This window comes from Streptomyces sp. NPDC101237 (assembly GCF_044767465.1).
Lineage (GTDB): Bacteria > Actinomycetota > Actinomycetes > Streptomycetales > Streptomycetaceae > Streptomyces > Streptomyces gramineus.
The window spans coordinates 125,295-139,729 of record NZ_JBIWNY010000005.1 but is presented as its reverse complement, the minus strand read 5'-3'; the positions used below and the strand labels follow the sequence as shown (position 1 = coordinate 139,729).

The following is a 14,435-nucleotide window of genomic DNA, read 5'->3' as shown; positions in this document are numbered from 1 at the left end:
CCGACTGCCTCCCCCTTCTCGTCCCTGTCCGCGCGGCACCCGGCGCACCGACCGTGACACTTTACGTCGCGCGCATTCCCGGCCATGCGGGGCGCTCAGCACTCAAAGACGCCGGGACCGCCCGCCGGGTTGCCCGTTCCGGGCGCCTACCCGGCGTGGGCGATGATGGAGGGGTCCCGCTTGCGAATATTTCCCGAAGGGTTTCCGCTCTCATGGCACCGCGCATCCTGCTGGCCCGGCACGGACAGACGCAGTGGTCGCTGTCCGGCAAGCACACCGGCAGGACCGACGTACCGCTCCTGGAGGAGGGCCGGCGGGGTGCGAAGCTGCTGGGCGAGCGGCTGCACCGGCCGCCCTACGACGGCCTCGCGGACGCCGAGGTGCGCACCAGCCCGCTGGTACGCGCGCGGGAGACGTGCGAACTCGCCGGTTTCGGCGAGCGGGCCGAGCGGTGGGACACGCTGATGGAGTGGGACTACGGGGCCTACGAGGGCCTGACCCCGGCGGAGATCCAGGCGGACCGCCCGGGCTGGCTCATCTGGCGCGACGGCGTCCCGGGCGGCGAGACGACCGCCGAGGTCACCGCGCGTGCGGACGAGGTGGTGGCGTGGGCCCGCTCCGCCGACCGGGACGTGCTGGTCTTCGCCCACGGGCACGTGCTGCGGTCGATCGGCGCCCGGTGGCTCGGCCTGCCGCTGGACTTCGCGGCGCGGATCCGGCTGAACCCGACGTCGCTGTCGGTGCTCGGCTGGGCCTACGGCGAGCCCGCCATCGAGAGCTGGAACGACCTGGGGCACCTGGCGGGCTGACGGCGCCCGTGCGGCGCCCGCGGGGGCGCGCGGAGCCGCGTGACCGGCTCCCGCGCACCCGCGCCGTCCGCTCCTACACGACCCGCGGGGTGGACGCGTGCCGGTCCAGGAACGCCTGGACCCCGCCGGCCCTGCGGTGCGGCAGCAGCACCCGGGCCGTACCCGCCAGCATCCCCTGGATCCGGGACGACTGGACCTGGTCCAGCAGGTCCAGGACCCGCAGTCCGGCCCGCGCGGCCTCGTCGGGACGCCCGCCGCGGGCGAGGTCGTCCGCGAGTTCCGCCGTGTACAGCGCGATGTTCCTCGTGAAGTGCGGATCCTGCAGCTCGGCGGCCCGGCGCGCGTGCCGGGAGGCCCGCCGCCAGTCGCCCAGCGTGGACCAGCACTGCGCCTCCAGGCCCTCCAGCTCGGCCTCTCCGTAGAAGCTCATCCACTCGGGGTCGGCGTCCGAGTGGCCCCGCTCGAAGAGTGCCTGCGCCCGGGCCAGGGCCTGCTCGCAGCCGGTGCGGTCGGCGAGCCCGGCCCAGCCGCCCGCCTCGCGCAGCGCCAGCAACGACATCAGGCGGGCCGAGCCCAGGGGCCGGCCGACCCGCTGCGCGGCCTGGGCCGCGCGCACCGCCTCTCTCGGCCGGCCCGCGTCCCGGGCCAGGAACGCCGTGTTGCAGAAGGCGTGCGCCTCCAGCCCCGCGTCCCCGGTCATCCGGGCCGTGGCCAGCGCCTCCGCGTAGTGCGAGCGGGCGTCGTCGAAGCGGCCGGAGTCGTGGGCCAGCCAGCCCACCGAGATGGCCAGTTCACCGGCGCCCGAGTGCAGGCGTTCGGCGGTCGTCTGCCGGGTCGCGCCCGCGTCCAGCAGCGCGTACGCCGCGCGCAGCGGAGCCGCCGCACGCCGGTAGAGGCCGTCCGCGCCGTGCCGGTCGTCGAGCAGCCGGATCCTGCGTACGGCCTCTTCCAGGGCGGCCGCGTGCGAGGACCCGGCACGGTGCAGCGGCCGGTTCGCGGCCACCGCGTCGATGGTGGACCCCAGGGGACCCAGCGTGGCGGCGGCCACCGTGGCGCCCCCGCCGGTCATGAATAGGCGACGCAGCACGTCGCTCTCCTCGTAGTTGTCGTGCGTCTCGTACGTGTTCTGCCGGTGATGCGTGTCCTGCTCTTCGAACCTGTCCTGTCGGTCGGGCCCGTCCTCGGGGTCGTACGGATCGGCCGGCCCGCGCGTCTCACCGACGGCGAGGACGAGCGGCACGTCCTCGGCCGGACGTGCCGCGCGGCCGCGGACCGCGGAGCGGGGCGCGAAGCCGAGGTCGGCGAGCGTGCGACCGGGGAACATGTGCAGGAACACCCGTTCGTACGCGTAGTTCGGGCAGCGGATCTCACCCGCTTCGACCCGGCCGATGTAGCGCGCGTCACAGCTCACGCGCTCGCCGATCTCGCGGGCGGCGCGCCGTACCAGCGCGGCGAACTCGGCCGGCGAGTGCCGGCCGCGCAGCTGCCGGAAGGTGTGGTTCGGCCGTACCGGCCGATCGGGCTGCGACGAGGTCGTGATGGACGACGTCATGGCCGGGTCCTCTCGTGCGAACCGTCGAACCATGCCGGACTCGTACCGAGTTGTCCGAGTGGACCCTTGGTTCCGGCGGGCATGAACGTACCTGCTGTGACGGGCCCGTGACGCTGGGTTTGGCTACAAACCGGATATCTCATGCACGATCTGCCATGAACTGCCATCCTTTGCGGCTGACTTTCGCCGTAGCTGTTGACGCGGTGGCGCGTTGGACGTCATGGACGGCAAGAGGGCTGCGCGGTGGAGGCCGGCATGGAGACCAGCCAGAGCAACGATCCCTGTACGCCGCCGCCGGATCCGGCGGCAGCCGACACGGGATGCGACCTAGTCACGGTGCCGGCCCGGCAGGGGCTGGAGGCGGTCGACATCCTGCGCCGGGGATCCGGGGACGCGGTGGGGCCGGTGCTCCACGACGACGGGGGCGACACCCTCGGCTTCCTGGTGCCGGCCGGTACGGCGGAGGCCTGGGACGTGCCGGGGAGCACCTGCACCGGGACCGAGGGCCGCGGTCTGCGGCTCCGTCCCGAGCCCCCGGTCGAGGGCTCCGACTGGCTGCTGCCGCCCGGCGAGGCCGACCTGGCGACCGACCCGGCGGTGCTGCGCCGGGCGCTCGGGGAGGCGGCCCGGCTGATCGAGGCCGCCGACAGCTGCTGCTGAATGTCAGGTACCGCCACGGCCTGCGAAAATGGCCCCATGGGCAAGTCCAGGAACACGCGGCGCCGGTCGGCCGCCACCGCCGAAGCCGTCGTCGAGGCCGTCGACGGCGGCCTCGCCCAGCTCATACCCGACCCCGAGCGCGGCCGGGCCTGGACCCTGCTCATCGACGGCGCCCCCCAGTCGCACGTCGACCTCGACGACCCGGCCCACCTCTCCTTCGAGTACCAGCGCCGCCTCGGCCACGTGATCGACCTGGTCGCGCCGCCGAACCGGCCGGTCCAGGCGGTGCACCTCGGAGGCGGCGCGTTCACGCTGGCCCGGTACGTCGCGGCGACCCGGCCCCGGTCCACCCAGCAGATCGTCGAACGCGACGCGGCCCTCGTCCAACTGGTACGACGAGAGCTGCCGTTGGATCCGAACGCCCGGATACGGGTGCGGTCCGCGGACGCCCGCGAAGGACTGGCCAAGGTGCCCGAGGGCTGGGCGGACCTGGTCATAGCGGATGTGTTCAGCGGCGCGCGCACACCGGCGCACCTGACGTCCACGGAGTTCCTGGACGAGGTGCGCAGGGTGCTGCGGCCGGGCGGCACGTACGCGGCGAACCTCGCGGACGGCCCGCCGCTCGCCTACCTGAAGACGCAGATCGCCACCGCCGGGGCACGGTTCGCGGAGACTGCGGTGGCCGCCGACGCGGCGGTGTGGCGCGGGAAGCGGTTCGGCAACGCGGTCCTGGTGGCGGCCGACGTACCGCTGCCGGTCGCCGAGCTGACCCGGCGCTGCGCCTCCGACTCGCACCCCGGCCGGGTCGAACACGGCCGGGCGCTGCGGGACTTCACCGGCGGCGCCGCCGCCGTGCGCGACGCCGGGGCGGTGGCCTCTCCGGCACCGCCGCCGTCGGTGTTCCGGTGAAGCCGGTCAGTAGGTCTCGACCTGCACGTCCGGCGGCCCGTCGTGCCAGGTGCAGAACACCGTGACCCGGTCGGTGCTCCTGCTGAACTCGATACGGATCCAGGTCTCCGTCTTCCACACCTGCATCGACCAGCCGGTGCCCGGCGTCGCCGAGACCAGGGTCGCACTGCTGTCGCCCAGGTCGAAGACCGCCCGGCCACCGTCGGTGTCGTAGGCCTTGACCTCGCCGGACGCGGCGGCGGAAGCGGACGGGGCCGGCGAGGACCGCGGGGTGCGGCTGGGCGTCGGCGCGGGAGCCGACGGCGCTCTCGACGAGACGGCGGGCGAGGGGACCGGCGGGCGGGACGTGGCGGGCGCCAGCGGCTTGGAACCCTGCGTCGTCGGGCCGTCGTCGGCCGCCGTGACGGGCAGGGCGCGCGGCGGATCGTAGGCCGTGCCCGCCATCACCGTGTGGACACCCCACCACGACAGCGTGACCGCCGCGCCCGTGGCGAGCAGCCAAGCCAGTACGTGTACGAGTCCTCTGCGCATCGCGGGCCATACTGCCTCAGCCGTACCGCCGTGCGCACCCGGCCCGAGTTGTCCACAGGCTCGGTCCGCCATCGGCCGCATGGCGTACGGTGCGGCGCATGGCAAGTGTGCTCGTGGTCGAGGACGACCAGTTCGTCCGCTCGGCGCTCATCCGGCATCTCACCGACGCCTCGCACACGGTGCGCAGCGTCGGCACGGCACTGGAGGCGCTGCGCGAGGTCGCCCATTTCCGCTTCGACGTGGTCGTCCTGGACCTCGGACTGCCGGACCTGGACGGCTCCGAGGCCCTGAAGATGCTGCGCGGGATCACCGACGTACCGGTGATCATCGCCACCGCCCGGGACGACGAGTCGGAGGTCGTCCGGCTGCTCAACGCCGGCGCGGACGACTACCTGACCAAGCCGTTCTCCGTCGAGCACCTGTCGGCGCGGATGGCCGCCGTGCTGCGCCGGGCGCGCTCGGGCGGAGGCGAGACGGCCCCGTCCAGCGTGCTCCGGGTCGGCGGCCTGACCGTCGACCCGCTGCGCCGGCAGGCCGAGTTGGACGGGGCGCGCCTCGACCTGACCCGGCGCGAGTTCGACCTGCTGGCCTTCCTGGCGGGGCGGCCCGGGGTCGTCGTCCCGCGCAGGGAACTGCTCGCGGAGGTCTGGCAGCAGTCCTACGGGGACGACCAGACCATCGACGTGCATCTGTCCTGGCTGCGGCGGAAGTTGGGGGAGACGGCGGCCAGGCCGCGTTATCTGCACACGCTGCGGGGGGTCGGTGTGAAGCTGGAGCCGCCGGGCGCGGAAGCGAGGCCGGTCGGATGAGATGGGCACTGGTCAAGGTCTGCCTGGCGGTCACCGCGATGGTCGTGGTCGCCTTCGCCGTCCCGCTCGGCCTGGTGGTCAAGGAGATGGCCCGGGACCGCGCCTTCTCCAACGCCGAGCGGGAGGCGGCCGCCGTCGCGCCCGCCCTGTCCATCACCACCGACCGGGACAAGCTGGAGCGGGTGGTGGCCTCGGCCGGCGCCGACCGGGGCATGGCCGTGCACATCCCCGCCTCCGCGGGCGGAGCCGCCGTCGACATCGGCCGCCAGCGCGCCGCCGACCCGGACATCGCGACCGTCCGGAAGCTGGGGCGTGCCTCCACCACCGCGGTGGCGGGCGGCTCGACCCTGCTCCAGCCCGTCGCGCTCGGCTCCGGCGCCATCGCGGTCGTCGAGGTGTACGTCCCCGAGTCCGAGGTGACCCACGGCGTCTTCACGGCCTGGGCGGTGCTGGCCGCCGTCGGCCTCGCACTGATCGTCGGCTCGGTCGCCGTCGCCGACCGGCTGGGCGTACGGATGGTGCGGCCGGCCCGGCGGCTGGTCGAGGGCGCGCACGAACTGGGCGAGGGCAAGCTCGGATCGCGGGTGCCCGAGGACGGCCCGACCGAACTGCGGCTGGCGGCGGCCGCGTTCAACTCGATGGCCGACCAGGTCGTCCAACTGCTCGCGAACGAGAGGGAGCTGGCCGCCGACCTCTCCCACCGGCTGCGCACCCCGCTCACCGTGCTCCGGCTCAACGCGGCCTCGCTCGGGGACGGGCCGGCCGCCGAACAGACCCGGGCCGCCGTCGCACAGCTGGAACGCGAGGTCGACACCATCATCCGCACCGCCCGCGAGGCCAAGCCGCAGACGGCGGCCGCCGGGCCGGGCGCCGGGTGCGACGCGGCCGAGGTGGTGCGGGAGCGGATGGGTTTCTGGTCGGCGCTCGCCGAGGACGAGGGCCGCAAGTGGCGGGTGGCCGGGGTCGACCGGCCGGTACGCATACCGGTGGCCCGCGCCGACCTGGCCGCCGCGCTCGACGCGCTGCTCGGCAACGTCTTCCGGCACACCGCCGAGGGCACCGCGTTCGCGGTCGACGTGCACAACGGGGACGACGCGGTGATCATGCTGGTCTCCGACGCCGGACAGGGCATCCGGGACCCGGAGTCGGCGATGGCCCGGGGGCGTGGATCAGGGACGGCCGGGTCGACGGGCCTCGGCCTGGACATCGTGCGCCGGCTCGCCGAGTCGACCGGCGGCGACGTACGCATCGGCTCGTCGGTGCTCGGCGGGACCGAGGTGCGGATCTGGATCCAGCTGGACGGCGGCACGCCGGAGCGCAAGGGGCACCGCGGTTCCATGCGGCGGCGCCGTTCGCGCCGGCAGCCGGGGGAGAAAATGGTCTCGACCTTTAATCGGTCCCGATCCCTTCCTTAAGCGCGGCCTAAGATCCCCGACGACCGTACCGATCAGGCCGTTTGTCCGATTCCCGGTCGCTAGCGTGCTGCCGCACCCCCCCATCGGCAGGCGAAGGCAGGACGCGCATGAGCACGCACCGGCGCAGCATCAGTGGCAGGAACAAGGCGATAGGCGGTCTGGTCGCCGCGGCCGTGGTCGGTGGCGGGGCGGTCCTGTTCACCGGCATCGCGCACGCGGCCGGGGTCGGCGCCGCCTACACCAAGACCAGCGACTGGTCGACCGGGTACACCGCGCAGTACGTCGTCACCAACAACAGCGGTGCCGCCGAGAAGGACTGGACGCTGGAGTTCGACCTGCCGGCCGGCGCGAAGCTCAGCTCGCTGTGGAACGCCGAGTCCACGGTCAGCGGGCAGCACGTCACCGTGAAGCCGCCGAAGTGGGACACGGACGGCCTCGCCGCCGACGAGTCGGTCACCGTCGGCTTCGTGGTCAACGGCAGCGGGGACCCGACCGGTTGCCGTATCGACGACGCGAGCTGTTCGGCGGACGGCACGGCGACCCCCGAGCCGAGCGGCCGCCCCACCCGGCCGGCCACCCCGACCCCCACGCCCACCCCCACCGCGACGAAGACCCCCACCCCCACCCGGACGCCCACCCCCACCGCGACCCCGTCGCAGAGCACCGGCACCGGCACCGGCACGGGCTCCGGCACCACCGGTTCCGCCGCGTTCGCGCCCTACGTCGACACCTCGCTCTACCCGGCCTTCGACCTCCTCGGGGCGGCCGACGCGACCGGCGTGAAGAACTTCAACCTGGCGTTCGTCACCGACGGCGGCGGCTGCACCCCCAAGTGGGGCGGCGTCAGCGACCTGTCCACCGACGCCGTGGCCGCCCAGATCGGCTCGCTGCGTGCCAAGGGCGGTGACGTCCGGGTCTCCTTCGGCGGCGCCTCCGGCTCCGAACTCGCCACCACCTGCTCCTCGGCGGACGCGCTGGCGACCGCGTACGGCAAGGCCGTCGACGCCTACAAGCTCACCAAGGTCGACTTCGACGTGGAGGGCGGCGCGCTGCCCAACACCACGGCCAACACCAACCGCGCCAAGGCGATAGCCAAGCTCCAGGCGAGCCACCCCGGCCTGGACGTCTCCTTCACTCTGCCGGTCATGCCCGAGGGCCTCACCCAGGACGGCGTCAACCTGCTCTCCGACGCCAAGGCCAACGGCGTGAAGATCGGCAACGTCAACATCATGGCGATGGACTACGGCCCCTCCTACAACGGCGACATGGGCACCTACGCCATCCAGGCGGCCACCGCCACCCAGGCCCAGGTCAAGAGCGTCCTCGGCCTCTCCGACGCGGCCGCCTGGAAGACGGTCGCCGTCACCCCGATGATCGGCGTCAACGACGTCTCCACCGAGGTCTTCACGGTGGACGACGCCACCCAGCTCGTCGCCTTCGCCAAGTCCAAGGGCATCGGCTGGCTCTCCATGTGGTCGGCCACCCGCGACAAGCAGTGCGCGGGCGGCGCCAAGCCCACCGCCGACGCCACGTGCAGCTCGATCACCCAGCCCCAGAACGCCTTCACCAAGACCTTCGCGACGATCGGCTGACCACCCGGCCCACCGCACCACCCGGCACGGGCCGGAGGCAGGTTCACCCCCAGGACTGAACCACGGCCTCCGGCCCGCACGGCTGCCGTGGCCCGGCTAGGTTCCGACCACCTGTCGGTCCGGGGGACACCCGGGACCGTGCGCTGTGGAGGCATCTGATGGCCACGTACACTCCCCGGTTCCCGGGCAGCGGCACCCTCATCGAGGAGACGCTCATCGAGCCGGTGGCGGAACGCGGAAGGGGGCGCGGCCCCCCCAGGCCGCGACCCCGGGTCAGGCCGTCGGCCGGGGCAGGGTTCCCGTCCGGGCCGCCTGCGCGTACCAGTGGGCGCTCGACTTCGGGGTCCGGGTGAGGGTCGCGTAGTCGACGTACACCGCTCCGAACCTCTTGCCGTAGCCGTACGCCCACTCGAAGTTGTCCATCAGGGACCACAGGTAGTAGCCCCGCACCAGGGCGCCGTCGGCGATCGCGCGGCGCACCGCGGTGAGGTGGCCGTGCAGGTAGGCGATGCGCTCGGGGTCGTGGACCGTGCCGTCCGGGTCGGGCTTGTCGTCGTAGGCCGCGCCGTTCTCCGTGACGTACAGCGGCAGCCCCGGCGCCTCGGACGAGTAGCGCATGATCAGCTCGTACAGGCCCGCCGGGTCGATCGTCCAGCCCATCTCGGTGCGCTCGCCGGGCGTCTGGTGGAAGGCCACGCCCTCGGCGCCCGGCCAGGGCGAGTGGTCGCCGCCGCCGTGCCCGTCGGCCCGGGGACCGGCGGCCGTGCCGGACGCGGCCGACACCAGGGCCGGCGTGTAGTAGTTGAGGCCGAGGCCGTCCAGCGGCTGCCGCGCGGTGGCCAGGTCGCCGTCCCGGACGTACGACCAGTCCGTCACCGAGGCCGTGGCCGCGAGCAGTGTCCGCGGATACGCGCCGTGCAGCATCGGGCCGTGGAACACCCCGTTGGCCAGGTCGTCGATGGTCCGGGCCGCGGCCAGGTCGGCGGGGTCCCGGGTGAGCGGCCGTACCACCGACGAATTGAGGCTGACGGCGACCCGGCCGCGGGCCGGCAGCACCGAGCGCAGTGCCGTGGCGCCCAGCCCGTGCGCGAGGTTGAGGTGGTGCGCGGCGCGCAGGGCGGCGGCCGGGTCGGTACGGCCGGGGGCGTGCACGCCGGAGCCGTAGCCGAGGAAGGCGCTGCACCAGGGTTCGTTGAGGGTGGTCCACAGTTCGACCCGGTCGCCGAGCGCCTCGCCGACGATCCGCGCGTACTCGGCGAACCGGAAGGCGGTGTCCCGCTCCGGCCAGCCGCCCGCGTCCTCCAGCTCCTGCGGCAGGTCCCAGTGGTAGAGGGTGAGCGCGGGCTTGATGCCCTTGGCCAGCAGCTCGTCGACCAGGCGCCGGTAGAAGTCCAGGCCCACCTGCACCGCCGGGCCCCGGCCGGTCGGCTGCACGCGTGACCAGGAGACCGAGAACCGGTACGCGTTCAGACCGAGGTCCGCCATCAGCGCCACGTCGTCGCGGTAGCGGTGGTAGTGGTCGACCGCGACGTCACCGGTGTCACCGCCCGCCGTCCTGCCCGGCGTGTGGCTGAAGGTGTCCCAGATGGACGGCGTACGGCCGTCCTCCCGCACCGCGCCCTCGATCTGGTACGCGGAGGTCGCGGCGCCCCACAGAAACGCGGGCGGAAAACTCTCGGTCAGCGGCTCGGGCATGGAAGCGCTCCCACGGTCGGTAGGTCCTCATTATGCATGGGAGCGCTCCCACCGAAAAGGGCCGGGCGGAAGCGGGGGAGCGGGGAGGCATGGGGGAGGGCTGCGGCGTGCGCGGCAAGCGCGCGTGTGCGGCGTGCGTGGCGTGTGCGGCGTGCGTGGCGTGGGGAGGCTGCCGCGCGGGCGGGCCGGGGCGGGGGTGGCCGGATGCCGGCCGGTGTTCCCCGTCCGCCGTTCGGGTTTCCGGTGTGCCGATCGGCGTCCGGCCGGGAGCCGCCGCGGAGGCGGCCGGTCCGGCTCGGTCGGTGCCGGTGCCGGTGCCGGTGCCGGTCCCGGCGCGGGGCGGACGGGCGGGCGGTGACCGGCCGTTCCCCGGTGCCGGGTGCCGGGTGCCCGGTGCCGGGTGCCGGGTGCCGGGCGCCGGTCCGCGGGAGCCGGCGCCGACTGGCCCGGCCCGGACCGGAGTTCGCGGCACCGTTCACCTTCCGGCGGGCGGTTCCGGTGCGGAGGCCGCGGGTCCGGAAAACCCCCGCCCCGTCCCGCCCGTCCGTGGGACGCCTGGGGCGTCAGGGGATCGTCACCCCGGTGACCTGCATGATTCCCGCATGAGACGCGCCGATGTCCGCCGGGTGAACCGCCGCGGCGCGACACGTTCCCGTGACGCGCCGAACACGCTTGCGCAACAACGCCGTTTTCAAGTCTTGACAGCTGGCCCGGCAGGAACCAGTCTTCCGGCATGCCGCGTGGGAGCGGTCCCACGGGTAGACGGGGGAGCTTCTCCCGTGTGGACCGAACCACCTCATGGCCTTTCCCTCTGTCGTCACCGCACCTCGTTGACCAGCACCTTTTCATCGCACGCCGCGTGCGGTGGGCCGGCCGCTGCTCGCACCAAGAGGGCAGGTCCGGACCGTCGAGACCCCGGCGGTCCGATTCCTGAGATCCCGTTCCCCACTGGAACAAGGAGTAGTGGAATGCGCATCACCCGTACCGGCCGGAGCGGCCGCAGAGCGGCGGTCCTGGCCACATCGGCCCTGACCGCCTCGGCCCTGCTGCTGACCGGTTGCAGCGACGACAGCGGCTCGGACGCCTCGGACTCCAACGGGAACATCACTCTCACGGTCGCCGACTTCGGTCAGTTCGGCTACAAGGAAGCCGACCTGTTCGCCAAGTACCACAAGCTGCACCCGAACATCACGGTGAAGGAGCAGACCACCGCCAACGAGCAGGACTACTACCCGAAGCTGCTCCAGCAGCTGAACACGGGCAGCGGTCTGGCGGACGTCACCGGTATCGAGGTGGGCCGCATCAAGGAGGTCGTGGACACCCAGGCGGCCAAGTTCACCGACCTGAGCAAGACCATCGACGTGAACGACTGGGTCTCCTGGAAGGAGAAGCAGGCCACCGCCGCGGACGGCACGGTCATCGGCGCCGGTACCGACATCGGCCCGATGTCCCTGTGCTACCGCACGGACCTCTTCAAGCAGGCGGGTCTGCCCACCGACCGCGAGGCCGTCGCCAAGGCCGTCGCCGGCGGCTGGGAGGACTACCTCAAGCTCGGCGAGCAGTTCAAGAAGAAGGCGCCGTCGGGCACCTACTTCATGGACTCGGCGAGCGCCATGTACAACGCGGTGGTCAGCTCCTCCGCGCAGCAGTACTACGACGCCAGCGGCAAGCCGATCTACAAGGACAGCCCCTCCGTGCAGCAGGGCTGGAACCTGGCCGCCGAGGCCGCGTCCAAGAAGCTGACCCAGGGTCTGCCCCAGTTCACCGACGCCTGGACGGCGGCGCTGCGCAAGGGCACGGTCGCCACCGTGGCCTGCCCCGCCTGGATGGCCGGCCAGATCTCCACCAACTCCGGTGACGCCTTCAAGGGCAAGTGGGACATCGCCAAGGCGCCCGGTTCGACCGCGGCCAACTGGGGCGGCTCCTTCCTGGCCGTGCCCAAGAGCGGCAAGCACGCCAAGGAGGCCGCCGAGCTGGTCAAGTGGCTGACCGCGCCAGAGCAGCAGGCCGAGGTGTTCAAGGCGATCGGCGTCTTCCCGTCGAACAAGGGCGCCTACGACCTGGCCAGCGTGAAGGACGCGAAGCTCCCGTACTTCAGTGACGCGCCGATCGGCCAGATCTACGCCGACGAGGCCAAGTCCATCCCCGAGGCGGTCCTCGGCCCGAAGGACGCCACCATCAAGGACACCATCTCCACGCAGATCAACAACATGGAGCAGCGGGGCACCAAGCCCGCCGACGCCTGGAAGGCCGCGACCGACCAGATCGACAAGGTGATCGGCTGACAGCCCGCGGTGCGGGCGGCCCCGGCGGCCGCCCGCACCGCGCTGTGCCGCGTCGGCCGTGCGGCTCCCCCCGCACGGCCGCCCGGCTTCGACCCGGCTCGACGCCCCGGCGTCGCCAGCCCACTCCCCGGCCGTGATTCCAGGAAGGAACTCCCCCGTGGCCACCACAACTCCCACACGGGGTGCCCCCACCCCGCCCGCCGGCGGCACCGCTGCCGCTCCGGACGGCCGCGGCACCTGGCGCAGCCGGCTGTGGCGCTTCGACGACCTGGCCTCCCCGTACGCGTACATCGCCCCGTTCTTCCTCGTCTTCGGCGCCTTCGGGCTCTACCCGCTGCTGTACACGGGCTGGATCGCCCTGCACCGGGTGGAGATGACGAGCCTGAGCCAGTCCGAGTGGGTCGGCTTCGACAACTTCACCAGGATCCTCCAGGACTCGGAGTTCTGGACCGCCGTCACCAACACCTTCCTGATCGGCGTCATCTCGACCGTCCCGCAGCTGCTGGTGGCCCTCGGCCTCGCCCACCTGCTCAACTACAAGCTGCGCGCCAGCACGTTCTGGCGGACGGTGATCCTCACGCCGTACGCCACCTCGGTGGCCACCGCGGCGCTGGTCTTCGCTCTGGTGTTCCGCGCCGACGGCGGCATCCTGAACTGGGTGCTGCACTTCGTCGGGATCGGCAACACCGACTGGGGCAACGGCGAGTGGACCTCCAAGATCGCCATCTCGGTCATCGTGATCTGGCGCTGGACCGGCTACAACGCGCTGATCTACCTGGCGGCCATGCAGGCCGTGCCCACGGACCTGTACGAGGCGGCCTCCATCGACGGGGCGACGCGCTGGCAGCAGTTCCGCAAGGTGACCATCCCCTCGCTGCGGCCGACGATCCTGTTCACCATCGTGATCTCGACGATCGGCTCCATGCAGCTGTTCGGTGAGCCGCTGCTGCTCCAGGGCGGCACGCTCGGCTCCACCGGCGGCAGCGAGCACCAGTACGAGACCCTCAGCATCTATCTCTACAACTACGGCTGGAAGCTCGGGCACCTCGGTCCGGCCGCCGCCGTGGCCTGGGCCATGCTCGCCCTGCTGCTGCTCATCGCCCTGATCAACCTGATCGTCGGCCGGTTCGTGCGCAAGAGCGCGGCCTGACGGGAGCGACCACGATGACCACGACCAGCCCCACCCAGACCGCGCCGGGCCTCGGTCCGGTACCGCCGGCCGCGCCCCCGTCCACCGGCCGCGTCCGCCTCAAGCTCGGCGCCGGGCAGCAGCTCAAGGGCGGCCCGCTCACCTACCTCGCCCTGGTCGTCGTCGGCCTGGGCTCCGTGTTCCCGCTGTACTGGACCCTGGTCGCCGCCTCGCACGACCAGCAGCGGGTCCTCGACAGCCCGCCCCCGCTGCTGCCGGGCGGCCGGCTGTGGAGCAACCTCCAGACCGCCTGGGACCAGGCCCACCTGGGCAAGGCCATCGTCAACAGCATCATCGTGTCGGGGTGCATCACCGCGGCGACGCTGTTCTTCTGCACTCTGGCCGGCTACGCGTTCGCGAAGATGCGGTTCCGCGGCCGGGGCGCGCTGATGACCGCGGTCATCGCGACCCTGACGATCCCGCCGCAGCTCAGCGTGGTCCCGCTGTTCATGATGATGTCGGACATCGGCTGGGGCGGAAAGCTGGAGTCGGTGATCTTCCCGACCCTGGTCGGCGCCTTCGGTGTCTTCTTCATGCGCCAGTACCTGCTGGAGGCGCTGCCCTACGAGCTGATCGAGGCGGCCAAGGTGGACGGCGCGACCAACATCCGCATCGTGTGGAACGTGGTCCTGCCCGCGGCCCGGCCCGCGATGATGGTCCTCGGCATGCTGACCTTCGTCCAGGCGTGGAACGACTTCTTCTGGCCCTTCCTCGCGCTGAACCAGGACAACCCGACGCTCCAGGTGGCGCTCGGCCAGCTCAGCGCCTCCTACACCCCCGACCAGTCCATCGTCATGGCCGGGGCGCTGATCAGCACCCTGCCGCTGCTGCTGGTCTTCGTGATCTTCGGCAAGCAGATCGTCGGCGGCATCATGGCGGGCGCCGTCAAGGGCTGACGCCGTCGCGGGCCGGCGACGGCGCCGGACCGGCGCAGGCCCCGCCCGCCGTCCTCCGTACGGCCCGCCCCGCACGCGGGCCGTACCCGGCCG

The 14,435-nt window shown here is 72.7% G+C and carries 12 protein-coding genes; 9 read left to right on the top strand and 3 right to left on the bottom strand.

All coding sequences use genetic code 11. The annotated features are described in order from the left end of the window. Positions 1-212 precede the first annotated feature (212 nt). Entirely contained in the window at positions 213-809 is a 597-nt protein-coding gene (locus ACIRQ9_RS10020; RefSeq protein ID WP_404169338.1) for a histidine phosphatase family protein, read from the top strand. Between the two features lie 73 nt (positions 810-882). Here the strand turns inward: ACIRQ9_RS10020 and ACIRQ9_RS10015 are convergent, their stop codons facing one another. Beyond that, positions 883-2,361 carry a hypothetical protein gene (locus ACIRQ9_RS10015; RefSeq protein WP_404169335.1) on the bottom strand — a complete coding sequence of 493 codons (1,479 nt, stop codon included), beginning with the start codon at positions 2,359-2,361 and terminating at the stop codon, positions 883-885. Between the two features lie 255 nt (positions 2,362-2,616). Here ACIRQ9_RS10015 and ACIRQ9_RS10010 point away from each other — a divergent pair, with 255 nt between their 5' ends. Together ACIRQ9_RS10010 and ACIRQ9_RS10005 are read left to right on the top strand one after the other, a co-directional pair. Continuing rightward, on the top strand, positions 2,617-3,021 hold the full coding sequence (locus tag ACIRQ9_RS10010; RefSeq protein ID WP_404169332.1) for a hypothetical protein: 405 nt from the start codon (positions 2,617-2,619) through the stop codon (positions 3,019-3,021). Positions 3,022-3,057: 36 nt separating this feature from the next. Further along, a complete protein-coding gene (locus tag ACIRQ9_RS10005) occupies positions 3,058-3,930 on the top strand; it encodes a spermidine synthase (RefSeq protein ID WP_404169329.1) in 873 nt (290 codons plus the stop codon). A gap of 6 nt (positions 3,931-3,936) precedes the next feature. On the opposite strand, the gene ACIRQ9_RS10000 is transcribed toward ACIRQ9_RS10005, so the two are convergent. Continuing rightward, complete coding sequence (locus ACIRQ9_RS10000) at positions 3,937-4,461, bottom strand: hypothetical protein (RefSeq protein WP_404169326.1); 525 nt, start codon at positions 4,459-4,461, stop codon at positions 3,937-3,939. A 98-nt stretch (positions 4,462-4,559) separates the two neighbouring features. On the opposite strand from ACIRQ9_RS10000, the gene ACIRQ9_RS09995 reads away from it, so the two are divergent. The 3 genes from ACIRQ9_RS09995 to ACIRQ9_RS09985 all read left to right on the top strand — a co-directional run bounded on the left by ACIRQ9_RS09995 (position 4,560) and on the right by ACIRQ9_RS09985 (position 8,277). After that, a complete protein-coding gene (locus tag ACIRQ9_RS09995) occupies positions 4,560-5,270 on the top strand; it encodes a response regulator transcription factor (RefSeq protein ID WP_404169323.1) in 711 nt (236 codons plus the stop codon). Then, complete coding sequence (locus ACIRQ9_RS09990) at positions 5,267-6,685, top strand: sensor histidine kinase (protein ID WP_404169320.1); 1,419 nt, start codon at positions 5,267-5,269, stop codon at positions 6,683-6,685. Before ACIRQ9_RS09995 ends, ACIRQ9_RS09990 begins: the two co-directional genes overlap by 4 nt. A 107-nt stretch (positions 6,686-6,792) precedes the next feature. Further along, positions 6,793-8,277, top strand: coding sequence for a cellulose binding domain-containing protein (locus tag ACIRQ9_RS09985; protein ID WP_404169317.1), 1,485 nt, complete (start codon positions 6,793-6,795; stop codon positions 8,275-8,277). 273 nt (positions 8,278-8,550) lie between these two features. Here ACIRQ9_RS09985 and ACIRQ9_RS09980 read toward each other — a convergent pair whose 3' ends face one another. Further along, the gene (locus ACIRQ9_RS09980; protein WP_404169314.1) at positions 8,551-9,972 is read right to left on the bottom strand and encodes a GH1 family beta-glucosidase; all 1,422 of its coding nucleotides are present in this window, start codon (positions 9,970-9,972) and stop codon (positions 8,551-8,553) included. Between the two features lie 968 nt (positions 9,973-10,940). On the opposite strand from ACIRQ9_RS09980, the gene ACIRQ9_RS09975 reads away from it, so the two are divergent. The 3 genes from ACIRQ9_RS09975 (at position 10,941) to ACIRQ9_RS09965 (ending at position 14,342) form a co-directional block, all read left to right on the top strand. Beyond that, a complete protein-coding gene (locus tag ACIRQ9_RS09975; RefSeq protein WP_404169311.1) occupies positions 10,941-12,257 on the top strand; it encodes an ABC transporter substrate-binding protein in 1,317 nt (438 codons plus the stop codon). Between the two features lie 157 nt (positions 12,258-12,414). Beyond that, positions 12,415-13,407, top strand: a complete 993-nt coding sequence (locus tag ACIRQ9_RS09970; protein ID WP_404169308.1) for a carbohydrate ABC transporter permease — start codon at positions 12,415-12,417, stop codon at positions 13,405-13,407. Between the two features lie 14 nt (positions 13,408-13,421). Next, the gene (locus ACIRQ9_RS09965) at positions 13,422-14,342 is read left to right on the top strand and encodes a carbohydrate ABC transporter permease (protein WP_404169305.1); all 921 of its coding nucleotides are present in this window, start codon (positions 13,422-13,424) and stop codon (positions 14,340-14,342) included. Positions 14,343-14,435: the final 93 nt, after the last annotated feature.

What these genes read in the sequence shown, in the direction of transcription:
- ACIRQ9_RS10020 (WP_404169338.1), top strand. Translation starts at nt 213, where the DNA reads ATGGCACCGCGCATCCTGCTGGCCCGGCACGGACAGACGCAGTGGTCG.
- ACIRQ9_RS10015 (WP_404169335.1), bottom strand. Translation starts at nt 2,361, where the DNA reads ATGACGTCGTCCATCACGACCTCGTCGCAGCCCGATCGGCCGGTACGG.
- ACIRQ9_RS10010 (WP_404169332.1), top strand. Translation starts at nt 2,617, where the DNA reads ATGGAGACCAGCCAGAGCAACGATCCCTGTACGCCGCCGCCGGATCCG.
- ACIRQ9_RS10005 (WP_404169329.1), top strand. Translation starts at nt 3,058, where the DNA reads ATGGGCAAGTCCAGGAACACGCGGCGCCGGTCGGCCGCCACCGCCGAA.
- ACIRQ9_RS10000 (WP_404169326.1), bottom strand. Translation starts at nt 4,461, where the DNA reads ATGCGCAGAGGACTCGTACACGTACTGGCTTGGCTGCTCGCCACGGGC.
- ACIRQ9_RS09995 (WP_404169323.1), top strand. Translation starts at nt 4,560, where the DNA reads ATGGCAAGTGTGCTCGTGGTCGAGGACGACCAGTTCGTCCGCTCGGCG.
- ACIRQ9_RS09990 (WP_404169320.1), top strand. Translation starts at nt 5,267, where the DNA reads ATGAGATGGGCACTGGTCAAGGTCTGCCTGGCGGTCACCGCGATGGTC.
- ACIRQ9_RS09985 (WP_404169317.1), top strand. Translation starts at nt 6,793, where the DNA reads ATGAGCACGCACCGGCGCAGCATCAGTGGCAGGAACAAGGCGATAGGC.
- ACIRQ9_RS09980 (WP_404169314.1), bottom strand. Translation starts at nt 9,972, where the DNA reads ATGCCCGAGCCGCTGACCGAGAGTTTTCCGCCCGCGTTTCTGTGGGGC.
- ACIRQ9_RS09975 (WP_404169311.1), top strand. Translation starts at nt 10,941, where the DNA reads ATGCGCATCACCCGTACCGGCCGGAGCGGCCGCAGAGCGGCGGTCCTG.
- ACIRQ9_RS09965 (WP_404169305.1), top strand. Translation starts at nt 13,422, where the DNA reads ATGACCACGACCAGCCCCACCCAGACCGCGCCGGGCCTCGGTCCGGTA.